We start from the raw sequence: 26,116 nt of genomic DNA on the forward strand, positions 1-26,116 counted from the left end.
GCTTTTTTGTGTCATTGCCCTTTTTGCAAGCACACTAACCACGCGTTCACTTCCAATTTATCAGTCAGTCGCTATGTAGGGGGCGTCGGGTAACCGACTATGGTGATAAATTGCTGCGTGCAATAGGCACAACGGACCCGGGGGCAGTACCCGGCGTCTCCACCACAAATCGCTGCTAATTCAGAGATTTGTGACGGGGACGAACTAGGATCGACGTGGGCTGAAAAGCGTAGTTTTTGCCCGGGCTGAAAACCCCGTAAAACTGTTCATCTTTATAAGTGCAAACGATAACGAAGCACTCGCAATCGCAGCGTAATCTGACGGCCTAACGGCCTGATCTTACAAAGCTAAAGCGCGGTTGGACCCACCGGGCAACAGAAGCGGATTCCGGGGCTCCGGGGGTAGCTAGCAACAGAAACCCCCACCATACTTTCCGATTGGCCCCCTTCTCGGAGACCGAAGTGCGCATCTCGACAATTTTTGCCAGTTCCGTTGCTGCGCTGGCTCTTTCAATTCCAATCTCGGCTAGTGCCACGCCATCTGCTGAAACTTACGAGGAATATGTCTCGCGCCTGCGCGCCGTCTGTGAAGTCGATTGTATGCAACCGCGTGAGTTTCAGCGCAAAGCCAGGCGCCGCGATGGCGGCGATACGGCGGATATGGCGTTGATTATGGACGTTGTTTCGGTTCGCCGCGTGGGTGACATCTACCAGCTTCACAGCATTGATATGGAGACATCCGCGCTTGAGGATCTCGCTATTCTCGGCTCAGCCGGGATCAATACGTCTGGGCGAAATGGCGTTGGCGGTTTGCCACGGTCTAGGCGCGGCGGGACCGATCCGAACCTGATTATCATTGAGCTTGATGAGCAGACGTTCTCCGACATCCTTAATATTGCTGCCCCTCTGGTGGAGGGCGAGATTAAAGAGCGGAGCGCAGAAAGCAGCACCTCTGAAATCATCGTCGAAGGCGATCGGGACCGCGAACTGGTTGAACCATCACTGGGAACGCTGCGGACATATTTTCGGAACCGGCGCGTGGTCGTGCGCGGACAACCTCGGCTTGAGCCTGTTTTCGTCGGTGCCCGGCGAGATTTTCGCCGTAAGCAGGTGACTTTGGTCGTGGATGATGCGGATGAGATCGTGCTCTTGCCGCGCTATGGCGAAGATGGCGAGCCGATTATCGAGGCTCCCTAGGTCCTTTACTGTTGGGCCTGTTCCAATTCAGCCTGCAGCTGCGCCACTTCTTGCTTCGCTTTAAGCGAGTCCAATATTGCTGCACCGGCCAAGAATACGGCGCCCGTCGTGGCGAGAAACAATAGCTGTCCGCCTACGCCGGGATATTCACTGAGATAGGCAGAGCCACGCGATGTTGCCCCAAGAGCCAGCGCGTAGATGATCACGAACGCTTCAAATCGGTTCTTGATCACAAATAGCCGGCCGATTTTACGAAGCATGCGCCCTCCAAAGGTTAACCTGTGTATGAGCAAGTGCTGTGCCAACAACGGGTCGGCGCGGGTTGCAGTGGTTAACGTTGTTAGGACTGTAAGCGCAGCCGACGTCGGCACGCAAACGCGTTAACCCAATTCTTCGAGGTCCAATGCGGTGAGCAGTGCCGCGCGCGCGGCGACCACCTGACTTGTCAGAGCTTCATCACCCAAATCAGCCGGGTCGATCTGCTCAGGCCAAGTCTCGGCAATCACCTTCTCAAGCGCATCCGCCTTCGCCTCATCCAGCATAAAGCGCGGGTCCACTGTCGCTGGATCGCACACGACACGTAGGCGCAGACAGGCAGGGCCTCCGCCATTGGCCATGCTTTGCCGCACGTCGACCGGGATGACTTGGCGAATGGGGCCGTTGGAGGCCATCATTTCCTCGCAATAGGCCCAAACAGAAGGGCTTTCGCGGCATTCCTCGGGCACGATCAGTGCCATCGAGCCGTCGGGTAGTGTGAGGAGCTGCGCGTTGAACAAGTAGGTGCGGATTGCTTCGGCAAGCGAAACCGATGCGCTCGGCACTTCGACCACTTCTAGCGCGGGGAAGGCTGCGCGGATCGTTTCGTAAGCGCCTGCTTGATCAGCAAAGGCCTCTGCATGGGTGAACAGCACCCGCTCATTCACCACGGACACAACATCATTGTGAAACGCGCCGGCTTCAATTGCGGTGGGGTTTTGTTCGATGAAGACGCATCTTGCAGGGTCAAGGCCATGCGCGCGGGCCACCAAACGGCTGGCTTGTTCGTGCTGGCGTGCGGGGAATTTGCCGCCAGTTTTGCCATATACGAACAATTCAACTCCTGCGCTGCTATGCCCCTCGCAAAAGCGCCCGTGATTGGCCGCACCTTCATCGCCAAAGGTGGGTGGGACGGGCCCGTGCACCGCAAAGTGTTCGGGATCGCCAAAAGCAATATCGAGCTGCCGCTTGGTATCGGGCCATTCCTGCGCGCGGTGAAGCATGGTGACGAGGTTGGCTGGGGTTAGGTGGCACCGGCCATCGGCGGTGTCGGGAGCAGGCGAAACTGTCGCGGCATTAGCCGTCCACATGCTGGAGGCGGACCAAGGCGCCGCCCGCAATTGCGCCGCTTCACTTCCATCGAAAGCGAGCGTGTGTTCGAGCAGCGCATTGGGGCGGGGCAGGGGTAACAGGAACCCTTGCACGCCCAGCCGCGCCAGATTGCCGCGCATTTTCGCAACACCCTGCAAAGCGGCCGCGCGCGGATACGAAGGATCGCCCTTGTGGCTAGCGCTCGCAATATTGCCGAGGCTCAGGCCTGCATAATTGTGGCTTGGCCCCACCAACCCATCAAAATTGATTTCTGTAAGCGGCATAAGCTCCAGCCTTTACCTTGTTGAAAATACTTCGGTCTATACGCGCGGTCATGGACGTGAGGACCGCTCTATGTGTGGCGCTTAGCAAGCGTATGATGGCACCGCCAGCCGAGCGCGTGCTTGGCATAGATGCCTATGCCGATTGGCGCGGTGAATTGCTAGTGGCATCTTGGCGCCATTTTTCCGATGAGGAACTCAAGGGCAAGGACGTACTCGATTTCGGTTGCGGCGGCGGGCATTTGGCGCTGCTTTTCGCATCCAAAGGATTGGCGCGCTCGATCACCGGTGTCGATATTGACACTGAGGCGCTTGCCCGGGCCAAGGCTGCGCTCACCGACAATCCGCAATACGCGGACACTTTGCAGTTTCTCGAAGGGAGCGTTGAGGGCTTGCCGCTTGATGATGAGAGCGTCGATCTCATCACCGCATTCGATTGCTTGGAACACGTGATGGAGCCTGAAGCGATCTTGACCGAATGGGCGCGCGTGCTGCGTCCTGGCGGTCGCATCTTGATCGAGTGGTTTCCGTTTCAAGGGCCATGGGGGCCGCATATGGAGGCTCTGATCCCTGTTCCGTGGGCGCATGTGATCTTTGGTGAGAAAGCGATGTTCGCCGCCGCAGCGCAGATTTACGACAACCCCAGCTTCGTCCCGCGTCATTGGGACCTTGATGAAAACGGCTCCAAGAAACCCAACAAGTGGAAGCATTGGAGCAGTTTCGAAGAGCAAGCCTATGTCAATCAGATGAGCGTCAGCACATTTCGCAAGCTGACCAAGAAAGCGGGCTTGCGGATTGATCGGCTGGACCGGTCGGGCTTTGGCCGCTCAGGTGCAAAGAAAGCGATCGGTGATGCGCTGATGGCGCTGCCAGGCATGGGTGAATATGCGACCAGCTATGCGGTCATCGCGCTTGAAAAACCGCGCGATTAAGATCTAACGCGCGACGCTCCAGACTGTGTCGCCCGGAGCCACGTCCAGCGCATCCGCAGCTGCAGAATCAATAGCTATGCCGCCTTCTGCATCAATCGCTCTGGCGCCATAGCAGGCGCGGAATGTCTCAAGCCGCCCCGTGGCAAGGATGGCGCGTTCGCCCTCTTGCAGGTCGCAATCCACCACTTTCGCTTCGACCGAGTTCTTGACGCTGGCGACATCATCGGTGCGTGCGACCATGCTGGGGCCGCCATCGAAAATGTCGACATAGCCTTCGTAGCGGAAATTCTCGTTTTCCAGCATCCGCATGGCAGCACGGCCAGTTGGGTGGGGCACCCCGATCACATTGCGCGCGTCTTCGGACAGCATAGAGATGTAGACCGGGTGTTTTGGCATCAGATCGGCGATGAACTGGTTGCCATTGATCGCGTTGAAATAGTCCGCGTCCTGAAAACTCATTCCGAAGAAGCGCCCTGCAACCCCGTCCCAAAACGGCGACCCACCGCGTTCATCAATAATCCCGCGCAGTTCAGCGAGAATGCGGTCAGCAAAGCGATTGCGGTGCATTGCAACGAATAGGTAACGGCTGCGCGCCAGCAAAAGTCCAAGGCCACCAGCGCGGTTGTTTGGATGCAGGAATAGACCGCCAACCTCGCTCGACCCTTCCAGATCGGTGACAAGGCTAAGCAGCTCGGCGCGCACCGTGCGGTCAAGTTCTTGGCTGTATTGGGTGAGCGTGTTGAGGCGATAGGAATAGAACGGCCATTGTTGCCCGACCTTCGTCATCAGCTGGCAGGTGCCTGCGATTTTCTTGGTCTGAAGGTCTTCGAGCACCAGCACGAATTGCTCATCGACCAGCTCATCGCCAGTATTTGCAAAGGCATCTGCCGCGCGCTCAAGCTTAGCGGTGAGGGCAGGGCGATCGGGCGGAAGGTTGGTGAACCCTCCACCCGTCAGTTTCGCCATTTCATACAGATGCTCAAGGTCAGATGTGCGCGCTGCGCGGAGGCGAAAGCTCAATTGATTGCTCCTTCAGCAATGCGCTGGATAACCCGCGCTGAAAGCGCCGCGCGTTCGGCGAGGCTGGCAGTGATAAGAAATTCCTGAGGGGAGTGAATAGAACCGCCGCGCACGCCCATCGTATCAACCACGGGCACACCGCAAGCAGCAATATTGTTGCCATCGCACACGCCGCCGGTGGATTTCCATTGGATGTCCTGTCCCATTTCAGCGCCGCATTCCTTGACGAGATCGAACAGCTTTTGCGCCCTTTCATCGACGGGCTTGGGCGGCCTTGTCACACCGCCATGGCGGTGGGTTGAAACTTCATGGTCACTTTCAATTTGGCTGAGCAAAGTTCTGAGATCGCTATCAAAGCCTTCCATCGCCTCGGTGCTCTTTGGGCGAATGTTGAAACGCAACACCGCATGATCGGGAACCACATTGTTGGGGCCGCCGCCTTCGAGCTTGGCAGGGTTCACCGTTATGTCCTCACGCTCCATAGCTTTGAGGCGCAGGATTAGATCAGCTGCGGCAACGAGTGCGTTGCGTCCCTCATGCGGGTTGCGACCGGCATGGGCCGATTGGCCGGTGATGGTGATCGAGTAATTGCCTGTCCCCCCGCGCGAATGGGCCAGAGTCCCATCAGGCAAAGCGGCGGGTTCATAGGTGAGCGCTGCCAGCTTGCCCTGTGCCATTTGCGCGATCAAATCTGCGCTGGCGAGACTGCCGGTTTCCTCATCCGAATTGAGCAACACATCATAGCCTAGCGTTCCTGCAGAAGCGGTCTGTTCGAACGCCATCAGCGCATGAAGCATGACAGCAATTCCGCCCTTCATATCCGCAACACCAGGACCGCCCAAAACGCCATCTTCCAGCCATGTGAGCGTCTGAAAAGAATGTTCTTTGGGAAACACCGTGTCCATGTGGCCGGTCAGCAAAATGCGGCGATTGGCAGTCGGGCGCACGCGCAAAACGAGATGCTGGCCATGCGCTTTTTCATACTCGGTGCCATCGGCGGCAATCGCCGTCACGGGCGCTGGATCGATTCGCTCAACGTCGCCGGGAAGCTGTGAAAAGGCCTGCTCAAGGACATCCGCATAGCGCGCCAGACCATCCACATTTGCTGTGCCCGTGTTGATCGCGCACCACGATTGGACCTGATCCAGCATGGCCGTAGCGTCAATTTGAGAGAGAAAGTCAGGTTTCATTCGTCGCTAACTGTAACGAGCGTTTGGCACACTTCCAACCCGTTGCAATCGCCCCATCCATCGGTAAAAGCCAAAGCAGTTCTCCTCCCCGGGCCTTGGATTACCTTCAAGTCATGAGGACTACAAATGACCAACATGATCACCCGCGCAGGCCTTTCGGTTGATAAGCGGCTCGCGGACCTCCTTGATACGCAAGTTTTGGCGCCTCTTGGTCGCGATATTGACGCGTTCTGGACCGGTTTTGCCGCGCTGCTTGCCGATTATGCACCCCGCAACAAAGCACTGCTGGAAAAGCGCGAAGACCTGCAGGCTCAAATTGACGCTTGGCACGTCGAGCGGCGTGGGAAGCATCATGATGCGGCTGAATATCAGGCGTTCTTGCGCGAGATTGGGTATCTCGTTCCCGAACCCGGTGACTTCCAGATCGCTACGCAGAATGTCGATGCTGAGATTGCGACAATGGCTGGCCCTCAATTGGTGGTGCCGATCCTAAATGCGCGCTTTCTGCTGAACGCTGCCAATGCGCGCTGGGGCAGCCTTTACGATGCCTTTTATGGCACGGATGCTCTTGATGCGCCGCCCGCAAATCCCGGCGGCTATGACAAAGCGCGCGGAGATGCCGTAATCGCGCGTGGCCGCGAATTTCTCGATGGGGCGCTGCCGCTTGTCGACCAGAGCTGGGCTGACCTTAAGGACGAGCACGACGGCAAATTGCAGGATGAAAGCCAGTGGGTTGGCTTCACGGAAAAAGGTCTGCTGTTTCAGAACAATGGCCTTCACATCGAAGTCGTGTTCGACCGATCAACACCTGTGGGTGCCAGCGACAAAGCGGGTATTGCCGACATCAACATCGAAGCTGCACTCACCACCATCGCCGATTGCGAGGATTCGGTCGCGGCGGTCGATGGGGAGGATAAACTGCTCGCCTACACCAATTGGCTAGGTATCATCCGCGGCGACTTGCAAGAAAGTTTTGAAAAGGGCGGCAAGACGCTCACCCGTTCTCTCAACGGGGACAAGGCCTACAAAGACGGCAATGGCGCCGACCACACTCTTTCGGGCCGCAGTCTGATGTTTGTGCGCAATGTCGGCCATCTCATGACTAATCCGGCGATCCGACTGCCCGATGGCTCTGAAATTCCCGAAGGCATTATGGATGCAGTGTTCACATCCGCGATCAGCACATTGGACGTCGAAGGACACGCCAAGTTTGGGAATTCCAAACACGCCAGTATCTACATTGTGAAGCCGAAGATGCATGGGCCCGAAGAATGCGCCTTTACCAACGACCTGTTCGATGCAGTGGAAGACCTGCTCGGCCTTAAGCGCCATACGATTAAGGTCGGCGTGATGGATGAAGAGCGGCGCACCTCTGCCAATCTTGCTGCCTGTATCCACGCCGTGCGCGACCGGATTGTGTTCATCAACACAGGCTTCCTCGATCGTACCGGCGATGAAATTCACACTTCCATGCAAGCTGGTCCCATGATGCGCAAAGGGGCGATGAAGGGCTCTGATTGGCTTGGTTCCTATGAGGCGCGCAATGTTGCGATTGGCCTTGCTCACGGCCTTTCAGGAAAAGCGCAGATCGGCAAAGGCATGTGGGCCGCACCCGATCTGATGGGGCAGATGATGGTCGAGAAAATCGGGCATCTACGCGCAGGGGCCAACACCGCATGGGTGCCATCGCCCACGGCTGCGACGCTCCATGCGCTGCACTACCATCAGGAAAATGTCTTCGACCTGCAAAAGGACTTGCCCAAACCTGCGGGCCTCGATGCGCTCCTCACCATTCCGCTTGCGAGCGATACCAATTGGCCAGAGGATGAGCGTCGCGACGAGCTTGATAACAATGCGCAAGGACTGCTCGGATATGTGGTCCGCTGGGTTGATGCAGGTGTGGGTTGCTCCAAAGTACCTGACATCAATGATGTTGGCCTGATGGAAGATCGCGCCACTTTGCGTATTTCATCCCAGCACATCGCTAATTGGCTGCTTCACGGCATCGTGACTGAGGAGCAGGTTTTGGACAGTCTCACCCGCATGGCGGCCAAGGTCGATGCGCAAAATGCGGATGATCCGTCATATGTGCCGCTTATCGGCAATGAGGACGGCCCTGCCTTCAGCGCGGCGCGTGATCTGATTTTCAGAGGTGTGGAGCAGCCATCGGGCTACACCGAGCCGTTGCTCCATTCATGGAGATTGCGCAAGAAAGCGGGTTAGGCGCAAGTCAGATTACTGCTCTGGTTCGATATCGTCCCAATCGATATCGAGTTCTTCGAGTTCGAGATCGTCCAAGCCGATTTCGATATCAAAACCCATTTCGGCTTCTTGCATCTCTTCAAGCGCTTCGAGGCCATCCTCGGCAAGGACCTTGAGTTTTTCCATGTCGCCGATCACGGCCCGATTCATCATTGCGATTTCGCTGGCCACTTCTTCGTCGGAAAGCTCTGCATCGAATGAGGCACTTGTAGTCAGTTTGACGCGGCAGGAATTGTCGCCGGTCGGCTCAATCTCATGAGTTTCGAACGATGTTTCGAGGGCGTTGATCTTTGGTTCAATAACGGCTTGAATTTTCATCAAACAGCCGGGTACTCTTTCGAGCACAGTAAACCGGAAAACAACATCTTCCATCATATCACTGGTGAGCTCAAAAACGTTCTCTGATCCCACAGCCGGGGCGACACTTGCCCCCAATTGCACTTCTTTGAAGCGCGAGTCTGTAATGTCGATCAGAGGGAAAACCTCGTTCGCCGGGCGTGCGATTTCGACTTCAGCAGTGAATTCGACCGGTCCTTCGATCAATCGTTTAGCCTTGTTGAACCCAAACATCTTTTCACCTCTCAAATTCGAAAAATCACCACGCAATTAGGATGTCGCCCTTAAAGAAACGTGTAGTGAGAAAGTCCAATGTCAGGCTGCCAGCCACACTTTCATCGAGATACAAGTGCGCCGCGTTTGCGGCCCATCTGAATGTTACCTGCATTCGCGATGGGACCGTCTCTTCTGGCTTGATCCCCTGCAATATCCGCCAGCTTGGCTTCGCCGATGGAGCGTTCAAACTCGATGCCGCAGGCGGCCTCATTGGCCCAAATGACGGTGCAGTAGATTTCCTGTGTGCCCATCACCAGCATGCCGGAAACGCCGCTTGAAGGCGGGGCATCAGTTTCAAGCTTTGCGCCATTGTCCGAAATGTTGGCGATCCGGCACTGGCGATCACCGCTTGCAGTTCTAAAAGTCGCAGGAATTGCGACTGTAAATCGCCCAGTCCTGCGCTGGTCGGCGCGCACGGCCTGCTGGCGTGTTTCAAGAAAGCTCATAATGGCTCAACTGTGTCTGCCCGGATGGTCAGTCCGGAAACGGTCTCTAGCCATGGGTGTAGATACGTAATTCCGCTCAAGAGGTTCGCAAACAAGGATACTCGAAATTAACCAAGTTCGCGGGCGATCTGCACGAACTCATCAACGCTAACAGTTTCCGCGCGGCGGGTGCGGTCAATGCCAACCTGATCCAGCGCATCCAACGCTCCCTCAACACCTTTCAGGCTTTGTCGGAGCATTTTGCGGCGTTGACCAAAGGCGGCTTCGGTCAGGCGTTCTAACTTGCGCGCAGATACGCCATCAGGGGCGATGATGGGGCTCACATGGACAATTGCGCTCATCACTTTGGGGGGCGGAGTGAAGGCGCTGCGGTGGACTTTCATCGCAAGCTTTGCGTTGGCGCGCCATTGGGCCAGAACGGCCAAGCGGCCATATGCGCTGGTGCCCGTCTTTGCGACAATCCGCTCTGCCACTTCGCGTTGGAACATGAGGGTGAGCGATAGCCATTGCGGTGGCCAGTCATCGCCGCTCAGCCACTTTACGAAAAGGGCTGTGCCGACATTATAGGGTAGGTTTGAGAGGATGTGGAATGGTCCATCACCCATGATCTTGCCATGATTGAGCTTCATCGCGTCGCCCTCGATCACGTTGAGTTGCCTAGGAAATGCTTCGGCTAACTCTGCCAAAGCGGGCAGACAGCGGCTGTCCATTTCGATCGCCGTCACAATTGCGCCGGCACGTAACAGCGCCCTGGTCAAGCCGCCGGGCCCCGGACCAACCTCAAGAACACTTGCCCCTTTGAGATCACCAGGAAGCGCCGCGATACGGTCCAGCAATTGCTCATCCAAAAGGAAGTTTTGCCCCAGCGCCTTGGACGCGGACAGGCCGTGAGTGGCTATCGTTTCACGCAGGGGAGGCAGGTCAGCCATTGGCGGCGGCGCGGGCAGTTGCGCAGGTATCGGCCATCTTAATTGCGGCGATCATTGCGCTGGGTTGCGCTTTACCGGTGCCAGCAATGTCGAACGCCGTGCCATGGTCGGGAGAGGTGCGGATGATCGGCAGGCCGAGGGTGACATTCACACCTTGGTCAAATTCCAGCGCCTTGATCGGGATCAATGCCTGATCGTGATACATACACAATGCTGCATCATAGCCGCCGCGCATGATGGGTGTGAACAGCGCGTCACCTGGAACGGGGCCGCTCACTTCCAGACCCTCTTCGCGCAAAAGCGCAATGGCAGGTTCGATCATGCGGCCTTCCTCATCGCCAAACTGTCCGTTCTCTCCCGAATGTGGATTGAGACCCGCAATAGCGAGGCGAGGTTTCGAGATACCAAAGTCGCGTGTGAGTGTAGCGGCGACTATGCGGGCCTTATGCATGATCAACTCGCTTGAAAGAAGCTGCGGCACTTCAGCAATTGCGACGTGGACGGTGAGCGGCACAGTTCGCAAAGTAGGGCCTGCCAACATCATCACCGCATCATCGGGCGCGAGGCCACAGACATGCGCCAAGAATTCAGTTTGGCCGGGGTATTCAAAGCCAACCTTGCCCAATCGTGCTTTGCTCACAGGCGCTGTCACGAGTGCGCTTGCTTGTCCCAGCAGCACGCTGCGCGTGGCCTCGGCAAGTGAATATAGAGCTAAAGCGGCACCATCTTCAACGGGTTCGCCCGGTGAATAGGAGGCGTCCGGACCCGCGATAACGGGCAGGCCCTTGGTGAAGGCTTCCGCCGCCTCGGCAGGCTCCTCAATTGGAATAATCGAGCTGGGCAATTGAAGCTTTGCCGACGCTGCTCGCAGCACATCCGCGCCGCCCATCACAAAGAAGGGACGTGAGTCTGATTTCAGCTGATCATAGCTTGCAGCGACAATCTCCGGCCCGATCCCCGCTGGATCGCCAAGCGATACCGCAAGCGGGAGATCAGCCGAATTGCCCACCAAACCCTGCGATCAGTTATAGAGGATGTATGCGTCGTTGCGCAGATCGCGCAGGTAACGCTGAGCGCGTTTGTTGATGCGTTCTTCTTCCATGGAATTCATCACCGTTTGGAAGTCAGGCGCGCCGGCATCCTCTGGATCATCGCGGCCGCACAGCATCAAAACACGTACACCTTCTTCGGGGCTGCCAAAGGGCGGGGTGGTCTGGCCAACCTGCATATTGAGCAGGATGTTTTGTAGCTGTTCGGGCAGCTGACGTGCCTGAAGCTGATCGTTTGCTACAACCGTTGCGCCCACGGCATCGCGCGCGCCTTCTGCTTCAGAGCAGCTGCGGATTGTTTGGATGTAAGCGCCAAACTCTTCGATCTTCGCGTTGGCATCGGCCTCGCTCATGCCCTCAGGGAAGGAGATCGAAATTTGGCGTAGGCTGAGAACAGCATCGCGTGGATCGGCACCGAGCACTTGGCGACGGTCAATCATGTAGATGATCGTGAAGCCGCCCGGAATTTCAAGCGGACCAACCAGCTGGCCAGGCTGCATCTGCTCAACGGCTTGGGCCATTGGTTGCGGCAAAGTTGCCAGGCGCAGGAAGCCAGTGTCGCCGCCGACAACCGCGGTTGAAGCTTCGGAGAACTGACGCGCATAGGCGACAAAGCTGCCGCCTGCTTCGAGCTGCTGCATAACCTGCTGCATGTTCTGGAGCACCTGCGCGCGGTTTTCCAAAGTCGCATTCATGTAAATCTCGCCAAGGCGATATTCGACAGTCCCGCGTGACGCCTCGAGACGTGCCAGCACGTCGGTCACTTCGGCTTCCGATACGTTGATGAAGGGCGTGATATTGCGGCGCAGAAGGTTTTCCCACGCAAGCTCGCCTTCGATCTGGCGTTTAAGTGCGGTAGGAGAAGACCCGATCGTGGCGAGGTATTCGTCCATCCGCTCAGGGTTCTGGCCAAAGTTTTGCGCGGCAAGAGCTTGATAGGTTTGCTCCACCGCAGCGCGTTCGGCTGGAATTTCCTGCGCTGCTGCTGCCTGAATTTTTAAAGTTTCGTCGATCAGATTGCGCAGCACTTGCCCGCGCAGGCGTTGCTTTTCTTCTTCGGAAACTTCCGCCTCGGCTGCGTTTGTGACCAGCGATACGCGCTGATCGATATCTGTGCCGGTGATCACATAGCCGTTCACCACCGCTGTTGCGCTGCGCTCATTGGGATTGTCCGTGCCGAAAACGGTGAAGTTCTCAGGGATGCCAAAGGGGTTATCCGCAGTCGGCACGCCGGCCGTTTGTGCAGGCGCAGAGGTCGCAGCGAGTGCTATCAATCCTGCGCCCATAAGTGATGCAAAAGTCTTCGAAAATGCGTTCAAAGTCACGTGTCCAAGTCCCGAACTGTTCAAATATATGGCCCCAGCGCGTCCCCTCTTTGCGCTTAGGAACAGCCCCGCATTGCCGATTGGCGCAGCGATGGCCGTATTTGCCCTGTTACCTGTCTGCCGCACGATGGCTGAACACAGGCTGAGTGCGTTAACGAGCGCCTTAACCCCTTTTCCGCGCTCTGCCAACGCATGTGCGCAGCTTATCCTAGGCCGCGTGATTTATCTGAAGCCGAGATTGCGCAGAGCAAAGAAGAATTGGAATGAGTTACCTCGCTCCGCGTCCCCTGCGCTAATGAAGTCGCGCCGCCATGTTGCGCCAAACTCTATGCAATCATCGCTATAGGCCACACCGATGCGAGTGCGGATTGGTTCAAAGCCATCAGGCGAGAAGACGGGGTCTTCATCAGCGCTAGTCAGGTTGAACACGCCTGAACCAAATACTGACCAGTGCCGCCCGATTGTGAACCGTCCCGCGGCGCGCAATTCCTCACGATCCTGCAAATCCTCGACCGTTTGAATGTCGCGGTTCAATCGCAAATAGCCCAGCTCAATGTAATTGCGCTGTGAGCCGATGGTCGCGTCGATTTCGTTGCGACGGATCGCAAAATTGTCTTTGTCGATGCGGAAGCGGTGGGTGAAAGCAAGGTTATTGCGAAAACGCACTTCGGTGCGGCCAACAAAGTCAGAGACGCGCTCTGACAAGCCCGTGCCGTCGGGGAAGTTCTGCCGGTCCGCGCTGAAACGGTAAGACTGGCCGACATTGGTCTTTACCCGCCAGCCCGGCTTGGTCAGTTCCCAATCCACACCCCAAGTGATGCGGGTGCCGTCCTCGACCCGGTCGTATCCAGGAAAGCGGTTGAGCGCGAACAGGTTCGAATCCTCAAGATCAATCGCGCGTGCGTCTTCATTGGGCACGGCGAGATTGCGAATGGGCGGACTTGCGACGATCTGCACGCGAGGTTTGAGGACTTGCGTGCCACCAAACGCCTCACCCACAAATGGCCACTCAATATCCACTGCTGCGGTCGCAACGCCGCGCGTGGTCCAGCCCTCATTGCCGCGATAAACCTCGGTGAGCGTCGCGAGAGTATTCTGCGTGTTGTAGACGTCACCGCGAACCAAACCGGTGACAGTGACCACTTGGCCAAGTCCAGTGAGCCGCCGCAAATCCCAGCGTGCGCCAGCAAAGGCGCGCTGTGTGTCTTGCCCTTCATTGCGGATCAAGCTGAGCGTGTTGGCCTGCAATTGAACTTCGCCGCCCAGCAGAGGGTCTTCCAAAATGCGCCGATAATCAAACGCTGGCACGGCGAGCGGGATCTGCCCTTGCTCGGCGTTAATGCGCAGGGTCTGAGTCGCCCAACCGGCGAGGCTCAAATAGGAATTATCGTCGATCCGCTCCAGATTGATGGTCGAGCGTAACCGGTCATCGCGCGACAGATCATAACGGCGCAGGAACGTGCGGTCGCTTGCCAGCCTCACTGAGCCCGTGAGCGTCCACTCGGGCGAGAACAGAAACTTGCCATTGGCAAACAGATAGCCGCGCGGATCACTCGACGTTGTGGGTGTTCCGCCAAAGTTGGAGACACGGCGGCTAGACGTTGCATAGCCGGTGATTTGATAGGCGCCTTTTTCGGTCAGGTGACGCCACTGTGCGCGGGCAAGCGGCGCCACATCGCTGAAGACCGATGCGCCGACTGATAGGTCTTTGTTGTCAGCAAGGCGGATGTAATAGTCTGCAGAGAGCTCAAGGCCATTGACCTGATCGAACCGGATGTCTGGCACCAAAAAGCCAGTCTCAGCGCGGCCATCGGTTCGGATCGCAAGGCCGGGCAACGGCAAAACGCGCGCTCCAAACAGCTCGAGCATCGCGCCATCAAAGGTCACGCGCGATTCTTGGTCATCATAAGTGACTTTGTCGGCGGTGATGCGCCAACTTGGGTCCTTCGCGCAGCCATCTTCGCCAGTGACAGCGCATGCAGAATAAGCGGCGTCGGTGAGTGTAACAGTGCCATCTTCGCCGCGCTCAGCCGAACGAGCGGCGAGCCTGCCACCTTGACGCAGAGCGAGGAGCAAATCCTCCATCGCGCCTGTTTCAAATGTGTCGGTTAGCTCAGCGCTTTCGGTGAACACCTGATTGCCGATCTTGTCCACCAACCGCACATTGCCACGCGCGACTATGGATCCACCGGATTGGTCCCATTCAACCTCATCTGCGCGAACGGAGGCCTCTTCATTTCGCAAGATGACGTTGCCGCGCGCGATCACTCGGCCCGAATTGTCGTCATATGTGACTTGGTCAGCTTCGAAATCAATTTCGCGCTGTTGCGCTGCGCTTTCGTTCGCAGGAGTTGCCGCTTGTTCGGCCTCATCACCAATGTCGGTTTCAACTGCAGCATCCTGCGCGGAAACAGGCACGGCCAGTCCTGCGCAAAGCAACGCAAGGGCCCCAAGCCCAAAGGGGCTGGTCATGCAGTGTGAAAGGCCATGTCGGCGATTGCGCCTGCCTGCCTTAGAAACTCCCGTCATGGCCTTGCCTATTGCACCGCTCGCGCTTAATCGCAAATGCCATTCCCGGAGGCGACAATTTTGTTCCGGATGAGCCGTGCAAGAGCATCGGTTCAGCCGCAATGGAACGCTTTCAAACTACGGCCATTTAAAGTGCCTGCGATCTATTCGGAGCCAACATGCAAATCCTTTTCACCACCTCTGTCCCTTCCAATGTTCGCCTTATGGCTCGGATCGTCAATCAAGGTGAAACGCTGGGCGATCTCGACCCGGCGATTGCGGAAGGCGCATCGGCAGCTCGGTTCAAGGGCAGCGCTGGTCAAGTTTTTGAGAGTTTTGCGAGTATGGACGGCGCTATAAAGCGCGTTGCGGTAGCCGGTGCAGGTGAGCCTGATGCCGAGACACGCGCGCTTAATCTGGAGCGTGCTGGCGCTGCGCTGACTGCCAAATATTTGCGCTCTGGCGAAAGCGAGATGGTCGTCGACCTAGGTCGCGCATCGCTTTCAGGCGAAGATGCTGCGGCGGTTTTGCTAGGGGTGCGTCTGCGCGCTTGGCATTTCGACAATTACCGCACGAAACTTTCGCACGACAAGAAGGTCACGCTGACAAAGGTGCACGTTGTCGGCGCGCCCGAAGGCACCGAGGCGGCATGGGAAGAGCAGGCCGCGATTGCCAAGGGCGTAGAGTTCACCAAGAAGCTGATCACTCTGCCGGCCAACATCCTCTACCCCGAAAGCTTCGTCGCGCTTTGCGAAGAGGCGTTTGAGGGAACAGGTGCGGAGGTCACCGTCCTTGACGAGGCTGCGATGGAGAAGCTTGGCATGGGCGCATTGCTGGGCGTTGGTCAGGGCTCAGAGCGCCCCTCGCGCTTGCTAGCGATCCGGTGGAATGGTGGAGGCGATGAAAAGCCGACTGCGTTTGTGGGCAAGGGCGTCACATTTGATACTGGCGGGATCTCGCTCAAGCCGCCTCCCGGTATGGAGGACATGAAGTGGGATATGGGCGGCGCAGGCGCAGTTGCAGGCGGAATGCTTGCGCTCGTCACACGTAAAGCCAAAGCTAATGTTGTCGCTGTGATGGGGCTGGTCGAAAACATGCCCGACGGCAATGCGCAGCGCCCCGGTGATGTAGTGACCACAATGAGCGGTCAAACGGTTGAAGTCCTCAACACCGATGCCGAAGGGCGGTTGGTTTTGTGTGACGCGCTTCACTGGACACAAGAGACCTTCAAGCCAGCGCGCATCGTCGACTTTGCGACTTTGACAGGCGCCATGATTATTGCGCTGGGCAACGAACATGCTGGCGTGTTCTCGAATAATGACGATCTGGCCGACCAATTGCTTGGCGCGGGCACAGCGACAGGCGACAAGCTATGGCGCCTGCCAATCGGGCCTGCCTATGACAAGCTGATCGATTCGCCGATCGCCGACATCAAGAATGTTGGCCCACGCGGCGCAGGCTCGATCACTGCTGCGCAATTCCTTCACCGCTTCATTAAGAACGGCACCCCATGGGCGCATTGCGACATTGCCGGCACCGTGTGGTCGGACAAGCCGGGACACAGCTGGGACAAGGGCGCAACCGGCTATGGCGCGCGGCTGATCAACCAGTTCATCGCAGACAACGCGGAGTAAGATTTCATGGCGCGCATGCGCAAGAAATCTGACCTTCCGTCAAAGATCTGCGAGGCATGCGGCCTGCCGTTTACGTGGCGCAAGAAATGGGAGCGCGACTGGGACAATGTCCGCTATTGTTCGGAGCGATGTAAGCGAAACAAAAAGGCGGCCTCATGAAGGTGGATTTTTGGCAGCTCTCACATGACCCGATTGAAAAGGTCGTTGCGCTGATTGCCCAGCGCGTGCTTGGATCGGGTGAGAGGCTGCTGGTCGTCAGTGCAGATGCGGACCAACGCGAAGCCATTTCGCGCGAGCTTTGGAACAGCGGACCTGAAAGCTTTCTGGCCAATGGGAATGTGGGTGAAACGGGGGCGGATCGTCAGCCGATCCTCATTTCGGATACGCCTGCACCAGAAAACTCTGCCAACCATGTGATTTTTGCTGATGGCGTTTATCGCGATCCCGCCGGTTTTGACCGCGCGTTTCTGTTGTTTGACGAAGAGACCAAACAGGCTGCGCGCGGAACTTGGAAGTCGTTGGACGACGCAGAGGGCCTGGAGCGATCATTTTTCCGGCAAGATGGCGGCAAGTGGGTTAAGGTCGCTTCAGTCCATTAGGGGGGGCACAATAGCAATGCGTTTTCTAGCCATCACAGCCACGGCCGCAATTTCAATCACGCTTTCCGCTTGTGGGTCCGGGAGTGGCACCTCAGACGCCGAAGATAGCGAGGCAGGCGAATATTCGGTCGATAGTGAAACCGGCGAAGCCAGTATGACCATCGAAACCGAAGGAGGCGCAGCCTCCATGCGCACCGGCTCAGATGTTCCCGTGGACTTGCCAGGCGGCTTTACAGTGATGGAAGGCGCAAAGATCGTCAGCAACACGGTAATCGACACCGCTGATGGCAAAGGCTCTGTCATCATTTTCACGTCCGACATTCAGCCGAGCGAAATCGCCGAATTCTACCGAGCACAGGCCGAGAGCGCAGGTGTGAAAATTGAAACCGAGGCTAGCATCAATGACGGGATGCTAATGGTCGGAGAAAGCGCAAGCGGTGTGACATTGCTGGTCTCCGCTTACCCATCGGAGGACGGAGAGGGCGCTCAAACAACGACCGCTCAATTGACCGTGGGGCAGGGGCTCAACTGAGCTAGCACTTGAACTCAATCCCGCGCACGGCTATCGGCGCGCCGGAAATCACCCCTTTAGCGCAAATTTGCGCGCTTCTATTATCAAGGAAATCACTATGGCGGTTACCCGCACATTTTCGATCATCAAGCCTGACGCGACAAAGCGTAACCTCACTGGCGCGGTTACCGCCATGCTCGAGGGCGCTGGCCTTCGCGTTGTTGCATCCAAGCGCATTCACATGAGCCGCGAGCAGGCTGAAGGCTTTTATGCCGTTCATGCCGAGCGCCCATTCTTTGGTGAACTCGTCGACTTTATGATGAGCGAACCAGTGGTTGTCCAGGTTCTCGAAGGTGAAGACGCCGTCACCCGCAACCGCGACATTATGGGCGCGACTAACCCTGCGGATGCCGCAGAAGGCACAATCCGCAAGACACACGCTCTGTCGATTGGTGAAAACACCGTCCACGGTTCGGACAGCGAAGAAAACGCTGCGATTGAGATCGCGTTCTTCTTCAACGACGACGAAATCGTTGGCTAAGCTTCAGGAGTGCTTCTCGAAGCGCTCCAATTGATCCGCATGCGCGCGGTGATGGCCGGTTTCTTGACCCGTCATTGCCGCGCGCATTGCGTTTAGGGCTTGAGGTGAGAATTGAAGGCCCAGTTCGGAATATGCGCGGCTAATCTCACTTTCCCAATCAGCATTGAGCGCGTCGAATGTTAGCCGAGTGATCGGGCCATCCCAAAGACCAAGCGCGTTTGCCATTCGTTCTTCGCGCAGCTCAAGCTTGTGCCGCCAAAGCGCCTCGATCTGCGCCAAGTCGCACGTGTCAGACTGGATGGTCATTTGGTTTGCTGCAAGAGAAACAGCGCTGCGCAACACGGCATCCAGATCGCGCTTTGCCACCACAATGCGTGCATCAGGAAATTGTGTGAGCAGCGAGTCCAGATCCTCTGCGAAGGCGGGAACTTTCAAGATGCGTGGTCTCTCCGCGATGCCTCTCAATGCGGCATCTGTCTGAAACATGCGCTTGAATTCACGGTAAATGGGCGCAGGATCGCGCGCCTCGCTCCACGCCGAATAAGTCGGGATGCACCACTGCGATTCGTAAATTGAATGATTGAGCGCCGCGGCAATCCAAGCGAGCTCCTCCTCTACCTCGCCTGCGGCCATGGGGTGGATCGATTGCAGCCAAGGGTTGAGCAGCTCAAGCATCGCCAGATCAATCGAACTCTTTACACCATTCAAGGCTGAGGGCACTGGATGATAGGCATCGCGATAGCGCGTGTGCGAATGCGCAGGGTCCGCTGCAAGAAGTTTGTGAATGCGCGTGGTGCCTGATCGCATATGGCCAATTACGATGATTGGTTGGGCGAGGGTCGTTTCCAACAATTCAGGCCGTTTCAACCAAAGTTCGCCAAGGGCAAGCCGGTTTTTCACCACCCGCAACAATTGCCCATAGGCCATCGCGCGGCCCAGCGCATTGAGGTCTGCTTCCTCGACTACGGCGGTGCAGAGCCGGTCCAAACGCGCGCGGAAATCGGCCACGTCCTCTCGGTTGCGGCCGCCATGTTCGACTTCGCTTGCCCGATGACCGTACGCCTTGCCTGCTAGATCCCACAGCGCCTCAGCACTTAACGCAGGTTCGGGCAGCCAGCCCTTGGCCCATGCTTTGGTGAGGAAATTGTTCGCCCGGTCCGCCCATTTCCCGCGCGCAAGTGGATGGTCGCGCACTTCTTTAGCCACGAGGCGCAGCCATCAAAACATATCCGCCGCATCGCGCAGCTTGGTTAGCCGTGCGGGCGCAACGCTTCGCCAGCTGCGCTCTAACCACCCAGCGATATGTTCCCAATCAACGCCGCCTGCGCTATGGGGCCGGTTCAAGATCACACCGACCCAACCGCTCGCGCCGTAAAAGGCGGGCTTATAGTACGTGTCCGGCTGGCTCTCTATCAGGCCCAACAGTTCATCCATGCCGCTGGTTTTGACCAGCAGAGCCATATGTTCGCTGCCGTGGTGTTGGTCTCTGAAATAGGCAAAAAATTTGCCTGACTTCTCGCTCCCCACGCGAAACCCGGGTGCGCCGTGGCTTTCACGTTCGTGCGTTTCCGGCAGCGCCAATGCGAGTGTGCGCAGCTTGCCAAGCAAGAAGTCAGGATCATTCCCGCGTGACACGTAATCGACAACCGCACGAGGGTAGAGCTGGTGTTCAGCAAGCTTCACCCTCTCTGCCAAGGTGTCGGGCGTGTCACCCGTTGCAATCACGACGCGTGCCTGTGCCAAAACCTCGCCAGCGTCCAATTCTGGCGTCACCACATGAACGCTCGCGCCGCCATGGCTGTCGCCCGCCTCAATTGCGCGTGCATGTGTGTCGAGGCCCTTGTATTTCGGAAGCAGAGAAGGATGGATGTTGAGAATGCGGCCCTCCCATCTTTCAACAAAGGCGTCCGACAAGATCCGCATATATCCAGCGAGCACGAGATAATCAGCGCCTGCTTCCACCACCGCTTGCTCCATCGCAGCATCATGCGCGGCACGCGAATGGCCTTTGTGCGAGTGGACGAAGGTTGGAATTCCTTCCAATTCCGCGAGCCGCAATCCGCCTGCATCGGCGTTGTTGCTGGCAATCAGACAGATTTCAAAAGGCGCGTTTTCAAGGCGGCTGGCATAGAGGATAGCGGCCATATTGGTGCCGCTGCCGGAGATAAAGATCGCTATTTTGGCCTTTTGGGCTGCGATCTTAGCCAAGATGCATCGCCTCCCAATCGGACGTGGCCGACCAGGTGCCTTGGCTGCCGCGAACGGTGCAACCACGTTTACCACTGGCAATTTCGCCGATGCGCACGACCTCTTCGCCTGCGTCAATCAAGCGCTTTCTCACCGCATCCGCTTGGTCAGGCGAAACCGCCAGCACCATGCCAACGCCGCAATTGAATGTGCGGGCCATTTCAGCAGGCTCGATCGCGCCCTGTGCTTGCAGGAAAGCCATCAAACGCGGCTGATCCCACAGGTCGGCATCAACTTGGGCATGTGCACCTTGCGGAAGGATACGTGGGATATTCTCTAGCAAACCACCGCCCGTAATATGCGCAAGTCCGTTTACCAGTCCGTCTCGAATTAGCGGTAGTAGGCTGGCGACGTAAATCTTGGTTGGCTCAATCAAGGCGTCGATCAGCAGTCGGTCTTGATCGAACAGGGAAGGGCGCTCGAGTTTCCAGCCCTTATCTTCCGCCAATCGCCGCACCAGTGAATATCCGTTGGAATGCACGCCCGAACTGGCAAGGCCGATCAATACATCTCCTGCCGCGACCCGTTCCCCAGTCAATTGCTCGCCGCGCTCAACCGCGCCTACGCAAAAGCCTGCAAGGTCATAGTCGCCATCGGCATACATGCCCGGCATTTCTGCTGTTTCGCCCCCAATCAACGCGCATCCGGCCAGCTTGCAGCCATCGGCAATGCCGGCAACAACACGCTCGGCAATACCGTTTTCAAGCTTTCCAGTTGCGAAATAGTCGAGGAAAAACAGCGGCTCCGCGCCTTGGACAATGAGATCGTTCACGCACATTGCGACCAGATCAATCCCAACACTATCGTGGCGGTCATGTTCAATGGCGAGTTTTAGCTTTGTGCCAACGCCATCATTCGCCGCGACCAGCAATGGGTCTGTATAACCAGCGGCCTTTGGGTCGAAGAAACCTCCAAATCCCCCCAGCTCACTGGTGGCGCCGGGCCTTGCGGTTGCTTTCGCCAATGGGGCGATTGCCTTTACAAGGGCATTGCCCGCTTCGATCGAAACGCCTGCATCGGCGTAAGTATATGGGGAATTTTTGCCGTCCATGACGCTTCCTTTAGCCTTTCAGGCTTGGAATTCCACGCTGCATTGGGCAAAGGATCACAAGATTTCCCCATGAGTATGGATTTGACCCTTTCTGGCCCGTCTTTGAGCGCCCTTAAGCGAGTGACGTTTTCCGCGCGTTTGCGTTGGATTTTAGCCTCGCTGGTCGCATTGGGCTTGCTGAGTGGCGGCTACGCTCTTGTGCTCGCGCAAGTCTCTGGCGAACGCGGCATTGCCCCCACGGCGTCGAGCGCTGACATCGAAGTGCGCAACATCGAAGTCGATGTGCGCGGCGACAACTCTCTGGATGCACGCGACAAAGCCTGGCGTGAGGCTCAACGCAAAGCGTGGCGGCAGGTTGGCGGCCCAGCGATCTCTGACGGACAGTTATCAGGCATGGTTTCTGCGATCGTGATCCAGCAGGAACGGCTTGGGCCAAAACGCTATGTCGCAACGCTTGGCGTAACGTTTGACCGTCAACGGGCTGGGCGTTTCTTAGGTGGCGCAGCGCGCAAGCGGGCTTCTGCGCCCATGCTGCTTATTCCGGTATCAGTGAGCGGCGGCGCTTACACGGCGTTTGAAACGCGCAATCCGTGGCAGCGGGCTTGGGCTCAGTTTAACCCGGGCACCAGCCGCATCGATTATGTGCGGCCATCGGGTGCCGGAGGCGATTCGCTGTTGCTCAATTTTGGACAAGCAGGACGCAGGAGCCGTGCGTGGTGGCGCAGTACTCTTGATCAATACTCAGCCGCAGACGCATTGGTGCCGATTGTGCGGTTGAAACATCAGTTCCCCGGCGGACCGATATCGGGGACTTTTACCGCTCGCTATGGTCCAGACAGCAAAGTGCTGGAGACTTTCAAACTTGAGGCGGACACGCCCGAAGGCCTGGATGCCATGCTGACACAGGCTGTTGAGCGATTGGACAGCATTTATGAAGAGGCGCTGGTCGACGGAAAATTGCAGCCCGATCCCACTTTGCGGGTGGCAGGCGCGGGTTCTGCTGACCCTGCTATCCAGCGCTTGATCCAGATCGGTCGCCAGATACAAGCGCGCGAAAATGCCGCTGCGGCGGCCGCAGCCGGGGCCAGCACATCAATTGCCTCGGGCGAAGCATCAACGCCGAACGCGCAGCCGACACAGGCGCCAGCAGTTGTACGCGCCTTTGCAGTGCAGTTTGCAACGCCTGATGCTATGACATTCGACGCGACGCTTTCGACCATGCGCCAAGTGCCAGGAGTTCGCGGTGTGGCTGTCACCAGCACTGCGATGGGCGGCACATCGGTGATGAGCGTGAGTTATGGGGGCGACATATCTGGCTTAGCCGCTGCTCTGCGTTCGCGTGGATTTGCCGTGAATGAGGGTGCTAACGCGCTCGCAATCTCGCGATAACAGGCGGAGCGCCCCAGCGATGGCCCGCAAGTCCAGCTCCTCTAAACAAACCGCACTTCCTCTGGTGCCTGCGGGTGCTGGGGAGGCAAGAAGGATAGTGGTTGGATCGGCTAACGCCCATGTGATTGAGGCGCTGCAATCTCCTCAAAGCTGGCCCTTCAACACCGCTCTCCTCACCGGGCCAAGCCGGTCAGGCAAAACCCTCCTGGGGCGCTGGGCACAGGCGCAAGGGATTGAGGTGGTCGACGGAGCCGATGGTTTGGACGAAGCTGATGTGTTTCATCGTTGGAACGCAGTACAAGAAGGCGGATCACGCAGCGGGCAGCCGCTGTTGTTGATTGCGGATGCGACCCCTTGGCAAATCACTCTGCCAGACCTCGCATCGCGTCTTGGCGGATCGCTACAGCTCGAAATCGGTGATCCGGATGACGTCATGGCGGCAGCGTTGATAGAGGCGCATGCGGAAGCCCGATCACTTACCTTGGCAGAGGGGGCGGCGGATTATCTGGTCCCACGCACGCGTCGCAGTTTTGCAGCGCTCGAAAAGCTAATTGCGACGATTGATCGCATTAGTCTTGAACGCGCAAGCCCTGCTACCATGTCGGTCTGGAGAGCAGCGCTCGAAGCTTTGCATGGGCCAGAGCAACAAAAACTGCTCTAGGGCGCGATTGCATTTTTGGGCGTTTGGTGGAAGGATAACGCCATGTTTGAGAGGCTGAAAACCTATCTGGACTCGATAAGAGCGCGCGATCCCGCCCCGCGTTCGCGCTGGGAAATCATGCTTTATCCCGGTGTCTGGGCGCTTGGCTTTCATCGCGTTGCGCATTGGCTGTTTGATGCAAAGCTCTATTTCCTTGCCAGGTTTGTGAACCATTTTAGCCGGTTGCTCACCGCAATTGATATCCATCCAGGGGCAACGATCGGGAAGAACTTCTTTATCGATCATGGCTTCACCGTGATTGGAGAAACCGCCGAAATTGGAGATAATGTAACGATCTATCAGTGCGTAACGCTGGGAGGCACCAACCCTACCAACGGCATTGGTGGCAAACGTCACCCCACCTTGAGTGACAATGTGATCATCGGCTCGGGTGCCCAAGTCATCGGCCCCATCACCGTAGGTGAACGCGGACGGATTGGTGCAAATGCGGTCGTGACCGAGGATGTACCAGCTGGCGCGACTATGGTGGGTTTCAAGGCGCGCTCAACCCTGATGCCCGCTGAAGAATGGATCAAAGACTTCATCCCATACGGCACCCCGTGCGAGGATGCGGAAGGCAACAAGGTCGATTGCATCGAAAAGCTTGAGGCCGAATTGGGCGCGATGAAGGCTGAAATCGAAGCGATCAAGCGTGGCCAATCGGCGGGTGCGGACCCTGTACAAGCTTCATTAGACCTTTCCAAAAAGAGCGGAACTGACGACTGATGAGCCTAAAGAGAGGCACGGGAGCAGGCGGCGGTCAGGTTGTCGCGTTTCCCGGAAAATCATCGGCGGCGCAAATCGGCTTTGATCGCGAAGAACTGCAGCGCATTCTCGACCTGTATGGTCGCATGGTCGCTGCGGGTGAATGGCGCGACTATGCGATGGATTTTGACAAGAGCGCTGCAAGTTTCTCGGCCTTCAGACGCACCGCTGAGCGCCCCAATGCGAGGGTTGAGAAGCGACCCAGCCTTCGTAACAAGCAAGGCATGTACACGCTTTTTGGCGAGCACGGACAGGTGCTAAAACGCGGCTCCGAGCTCACCAATGTGCTGGCGCCAATGGAACGACGCCTGATGAAAGCTGTCGACGACTAGGCTGCGCTGGGCTCTGCCGCTGTCAAAGCTGCATCCTCTGTCGCAGGCAGTTTGTCGCGGAGCCCATCGGGCAAGGCAGTTACTACCGCGCGGCGGATCGGTTGCCAGAACGCTGACAGGCTGAGCAAGGCAGAACCAATGACCAGAGCCGTAAGCGCAAAGTTTAGCTCCACAGCGCCGAATTCCTCAAACAGGAAGGTGAGGGCGAACAGCACATAGGCAAGGGCCGAAACAAGCAAAGCGCGCCGGTCGATCGTCAGGGCAAACAGTCCAAAGATCACATAGACCGCGAGCACTCCAATAGCCGCGCCAATGCCAAGGTCGCCGCCATCGGTCACACCGAGCATGGCGAAGATCGGATGAGCGATCATCGGAGCCGCGAGCAAATGCAGCCAAAACGCGACATCTGAGCGGCGCGTAATGCGTTCGCGATCAGAAATGTCCCAGCGCATTGCGAAGGCAAAAACGGCCAATCCTGCAACGAAGACCAACCCAAACAAGATGTTTTGATCGAAGTCTTGCGGGTCAAAGGCAGCGAGGATCAGCGCGATGAATGTCGCTGCTACAGCTGCGGACCCAGCCGCAACGGTAATCGGGACCATGAACCTGCGCCAATGGAGGTATGCTGCCCCTGCGGCGACCAAAGCGGAAGCCGACACCATGATAGCGCCAACCCGGTCGCTGCCATCAACCATGACCGCCATTCCAAGGCCCATCATCGTGAAGAACACACCGCCAACAAACGCCAGCAACAACAGGATTGAAGGCAATGCCATTCGGCGTTTGCGGGTGAAAAACTCGGCCAAGGGCCATGCGGCGGCTGCGACCAGTAATCCTGCAAAGCAAAATTGCAGTGATTGGTGTAGATCATACGCGACTTGCCAAGCGGCTAACTCCGCATCGGTTGGCACGCCTGAGACCTCGGTTGTCGCAGCCCAATATGGATTTGGAGCAATCGCACCGCCAATGGCTTGACCAATTGCGCCAACAGCCAGCAATAGGATCACAACTCCGATACTCACGAAGATATCATTGAAGCTATTGATCAGGCGAAAGTTTTCTTCCGATCCACGCGGCAATTCGCGCACTTTTGACATGTGCGCGCGGAAACTGGTTGCCGCCTCAGGGCTAAGCGCACCGGCGGCAATGGCGGAATTGATATCGTCTTCTGAGTACATGGCTCAGCTCTCCCACAGATGCGAGCAAGCTAGGTGAGGTGTGTTACTGTGTCAATACGCCGATATTGGGCG

General features: G+C 57.3%; 26 protein-coding genes and 1 other RNA gene. 13 read left to right on the forward strand and 14 right to left on the reverse strand.

Translation table 11 applies throughout. The annotated features are described in order from the left end of the window. Positions 1-46: 46 nt before the first annotated feature. Positions 47-389, forward strand: a transfer-messenger RNA (tmRNA) gene (gene ssrA / locus AC0V6N_RS02875). 72 nt (positions 390-461) lie between these two features. Further along, positions 462-1,196, forward strand: a complete 735-nt coding sequence (locus AC0V6N_RS02880) for a hypothetical protein (protein WP_486170087.1) — start codon at positions 462-464, stop codon at positions 1,194-1,196. A 5-nt stretch (positions 1,197-1,201) separates the two neighbouring features. Here AC0V6N_RS02880 and AC0V6N_RS02885 read toward each other — a convergent pair whose 3' ends face one another. Then, positions 1,202-1,456, reverse strand: a complete 255-nt coding sequence (locus AC0V6N_RS02885) for a hypothetical protein (RefSeq protein WP_486170088.1) — start codon at positions 1,454-1,456, stop codon at positions 1,202-1,204. A 120-nt stretch (positions 1,457-1,576) separates the two neighbouring features. Next, positions 1,577-2,827: an N-succinylarginine dihydrolase gene (locus AC0V6N_RS02890; protein ID WP_486170089.1), complete on the reverse strand. Its 1,251-nt coding sequence runs from the start codon at positions 2,825-2,827 to the stop codon at positions 1,577-1,579. A 74-nt stretch (positions 2,828-2,901) separates the two neighbouring features. On the opposite strand from AC0V6N_RS02890, the gene AC0V6N_RS02895 reads away from it, so the two are divergent. Continuing rightward, positions 2,902-3,756 carry a class I SAM-dependent methyltransferase gene (locus AC0V6N_RS02895; RefSeq protein WP_486170090.1) on the forward strand — a complete coding sequence of 285 codons (855 nt, stop codon included), beginning with the start codon at positions 2,902-2,904 and terminating at the stop codon, positions 3,754-3,756. A gap of 3 nt (positions 3,757-3,759) precedes the next feature. Here AC0V6N_RS02895 and AC0V6N_RS02900 read toward each other — a convergent pair whose 3' ends face one another. After that, positions 3,760-4,776: an arginine N-succinyltransferase gene (locus AC0V6N_RS02900; RefSeq protein ID WP_486170091.1), complete on the reverse strand. Its 1,017-nt coding sequence runs from the start codon at positions 4,774-4,776 to the stop codon at positions 3,760-3,762. Beyond that, positions 4,773-5,966 carry a hydrolase gene (locus tag AC0V6N_RS02905; RefSeq protein ID WP_486170092.1) on the reverse strand — a complete coding sequence of 398 codons (1,194 nt, stop codon included), beginning with the start codon at positions 5,964-5,966 and terminating at the stop codon, positions 4,773-4,775. Before AC0V6N_RS02905 ends, AC0V6N_RS02900 begins: the two co-directional genes overlap by 4 nt. Before the next feature lie 126 nt (positions 5,967-6,092). Here AC0V6N_RS02905 and AC0V6N_RS02910 point away from each other — a divergent pair, with 126 nt between their 5' ends. Continuing rightward, positions 6,093-8,189 carry a malate synthase G gene (locus AC0V6N_RS02910; RefSeq protein ID WP_486170093.1) on the forward strand — a complete coding sequence of 699 codons (2,097 nt, stop codon included), beginning with the start codon at positions 6,093-6,095 and terminating at the stop codon, positions 8,187-8,189. 12 nt (positions 8,190-8,201) lie between these two features. Here AC0V6N_RS02910 and AC0V6N_RS02915 read toward each other — a convergent pair whose 3' ends face one another. From AC0V6N_RS02915 to AC0V6N_RS02940, 6 genes are all read right to left on the reverse strand, one after another. Beyond that, positions 8,202-8,798 (reverse strand): hypothetical protein, encoded by a 597-nt coding sequence (locus AC0V6N_RS02915; RefSeq protein WP_486170094.1) that lies wholly within the window; start codon positions 8,796-8,798, stop codon positions 8,202-8,204. A 101-nt stretch (positions 8,799-8,899) separates the two neighbouring features. Beyond that, complete coding sequence (locus tag AC0V6N_RS02920; RefSeq protein WP_486170095.1) at positions 8,900-9,286, reverse strand: PilZ domain-containing protein; 387 nt, start codon at positions 9,284-9,286, stop codon at positions 8,900-8,902. Positions 9,287-9,393: 107 nt separating this feature from the next. Beyond that, positions 9,394-10,215 carry a 16S rRNA (adenine(1518)-N(6)/adenine(1519)-N(6))-dimethyltransferase RsmA gene (rsmA, locus tag AC0V6N_RS02925; protein ID WP_486170096.1) on the reverse strand — a complete coding sequence of 274 codons (822 nt, stop codon included), beginning with the start codon at positions 10,213-10,215 and terminating at the stop codon, positions 9,394-9,396. Next, positions 10,208-11,224 carry a 4-hydroxythreonine-4-phosphate dehydrogenase PdxA gene (gene pdxA / locus AC0V6N_RS02930; RefSeq protein WP_486170097.1) on the reverse strand — a complete coding sequence of 339 codons (1,017 nt, stop codon included), beginning with the start codon at positions 11,222-11,224 and terminating at the stop codon, positions 10,208-10,210. Before pdxA ends, rsmA begins: the two co-directional genes overlap by 8 nt. 12 nt (positions 11,225-11,236) lie before the next feature. Beyond that, entirely contained in the window at positions 11,237-12,550 is a 1,314-nt protein-coding gene (locus AC0V6N_RS02935) for a peptidylprolyl isomerase (RefSeq protein ID WP_486172412.1), read from the reverse strand. 261 nt (positions 12,551-12,811) lie between these two features. Further along, entirely contained in the window at positions 12,812-15,118 is a 2,307-nt protein-coding gene (locus tag AC0V6N_RS02940) for an LPS-assembly protein LptD (RefSeq protein WP_486170098.1), read from the reverse strand. Between the two features lie 158 nt (positions 15,119-15,276). Between AC0V6N_RS02940 and AC0V6N_RS02945 the strand changes: the two genes are divergently transcribed. The 5 genes from AC0V6N_RS02945 to ndk all read left to right on the forward strand — a co-directional run bounded on the left by AC0V6N_RS02945 (position 15,277) and on the right by ndk (position 18,382). Next, entirely contained in the window at positions 15,277-16,731 is a 1,455-nt protein-coding gene (locus AC0V6N_RS02945; RefSeq protein WP_486170099.1) for a leucyl aminopeptidase, read from the forward strand. Between the two features lie 6 nt (positions 16,732-16,737). Next, positions 16,738-16,890 carry a DUF2256 domain-containing protein gene (locus AC0V6N_RS02950; protein WP_486170100.1) on the forward strand — a complete coding sequence of 51 codons (153 nt, stop codon included), beginning with the start codon at positions 16,738-16,740 and terminating at the stop codon, positions 16,888-16,890. After that, entirely contained in the window at positions 16,887-17,330 is a 444-nt protein-coding gene (locus AC0V6N_RS02955; protein WP_486170101.1) for a DNA polymerase III subunit chi, read from the forward strand. The genes AC0V6N_RS02950 and AC0V6N_RS02955 overlap by 4 nt, the downstream gene beginning before the upstream one ends. A gap of 16 nt (positions 17,331-17,346) precedes the next feature. Then, positions 17,347-17,862, forward strand: a complete 516-nt coding sequence (locus AC0V6N_RS02960) for a hypothetical protein (RefSeq protein WP_486170102.1) — start codon at positions 17,347-17,349, stop codon at positions 17,860-17,862. Between the two features lie 97 nt (positions 17,863-17,959). Further along, on the forward strand, positions 17,960-18,382 hold the full coding sequence (gene ndk / locus AC0V6N_RS02965) for a nucleoside-diphosphate kinase (RefSeq protein WP_486170103.1): 423 nt from the start codon (positions 17,960-17,962) through the stop codon (positions 18,380-18,382). Between the two features lie 3 nt (positions 18,383-18,385). Here the strand turns inward: ndk and AC0V6N_RS02970 are convergent, their stop codons facing one another. Genes AC0V6N_RS02970 through purM form a run of 3 tightly spaced genes read right to left on the reverse strand, consistent with a single transcriptional unit; the run spans position 18,386 to position 21,680 of the window. Then, complete coding sequence (locus tag AC0V6N_RS02970) at positions 18,386-19,588, reverse strand: sulfotransferase family protein (protein ID WP_486170104.1); 1,203 nt, start codon at positions 19,586-19,588, stop codon at positions 18,386-18,388. A 12-nt stretch (positions 19,589-19,600) separates the two neighbouring features. After that, a complete protein-coding gene (purN, locus tag AC0V6N_RS02975) occupies positions 19,601-20,581 on the reverse strand; it encodes a phosphoribosylglycinamide formyltransferase (RefSeq protein ID WP_486172413.1) in 981 nt (326 codons plus the stop codon). Position 20,582: 1 nt separating this feature from the next. Further along, positions 20,583-21,680, reverse strand: coding sequence for a phosphoribosylformylglycinamidine cyclo-ligase (gene purM, locus AC0V6N_RS02980; RefSeq protein WP_486170105.1), 1,098 nt, complete (start codon positions 21,678-21,680; stop codon positions 20,583-20,585). Positions 21,681-21,749: 69 nt separating this feature from the next. On the opposite strand from purM, the gene AC0V6N_RS02985 reads away from it, so the two are divergent. Genes AC0V6N_RS02985 through AC0V6N_RS03000 form a run of 4 tightly spaced genes read left to right on the forward strand, consistent with a single transcriptional unit; the run spans position 21,750 to position 24,866 of the window. Continuing rightward, positions 21,750-23,069, forward strand: a complete 1,320-nt coding sequence (locus AC0V6N_RS02985; protein ID WP_486170106.1) for a heavy-metal-associated domain-containing protein — start codon at positions 21,750-21,752, stop codon at positions 23,067-23,069. 19 nt (positions 23,070-23,088) lie between these two features. Continuing rightward, the gene (locus AC0V6N_RS02990; protein ID WP_486170107.1) at positions 23,089-23,730 is read left to right on the forward strand and encodes an HdaA/DnaA family protein; all 642 of its coding nucleotides are present in this window, start codon (positions 23,089-23,091) and stop codon (positions 23,728-23,730) included. Positions 23,731-23,772: 42 nt separating this feature from the next. Next, complete coding sequence (gene epsC, locus AC0V6N_RS02995) at positions 23,773-24,495, forward strand: serine O-acetyltransferase EpsC (RefSeq protein WP_486170108.1); 723 nt, start codon at positions 23,773-23,775, stop codon at positions 24,493-24,495. Then, the gene (locus AC0V6N_RS03000) at positions 24,495-24,866 is read left to right on the forward strand and encodes a DUF2794 domain-containing protein (RefSeq protein ID WP_486170109.1); all 372 of its coding nucleotides are present in this window, start codon (positions 24,495-24,497) and stop codon (positions 24,864-24,866) included. The genes epsC and AC0V6N_RS03000 overlap by 1 nt, the downstream gene beginning before the upstream one ends. Here AC0V6N_RS03000 and AC0V6N_RS03005 read toward each other — a convergent pair. Beyond that, the gene (locus AC0V6N_RS03005) at positions 24,863-26,044 is read right to left on the reverse strand and encodes a hypothetical protein (protein ID WP_486170110.1); all 1,182 of its coding nucleotides are present in this window, start codon (positions 26,042-26,044) and stop codon (positions 24,863-24,865) included. The genes AC0V6N_RS03000 and AC0V6N_RS03005 overlap by 4 nt on opposite strands. Between the last annotated feature and the right edge of the window lie 72 nt (positions 26,045-26,116).

Source organism: Erythrobacter sp. S57(2025), from assembly GCF_057365055.1.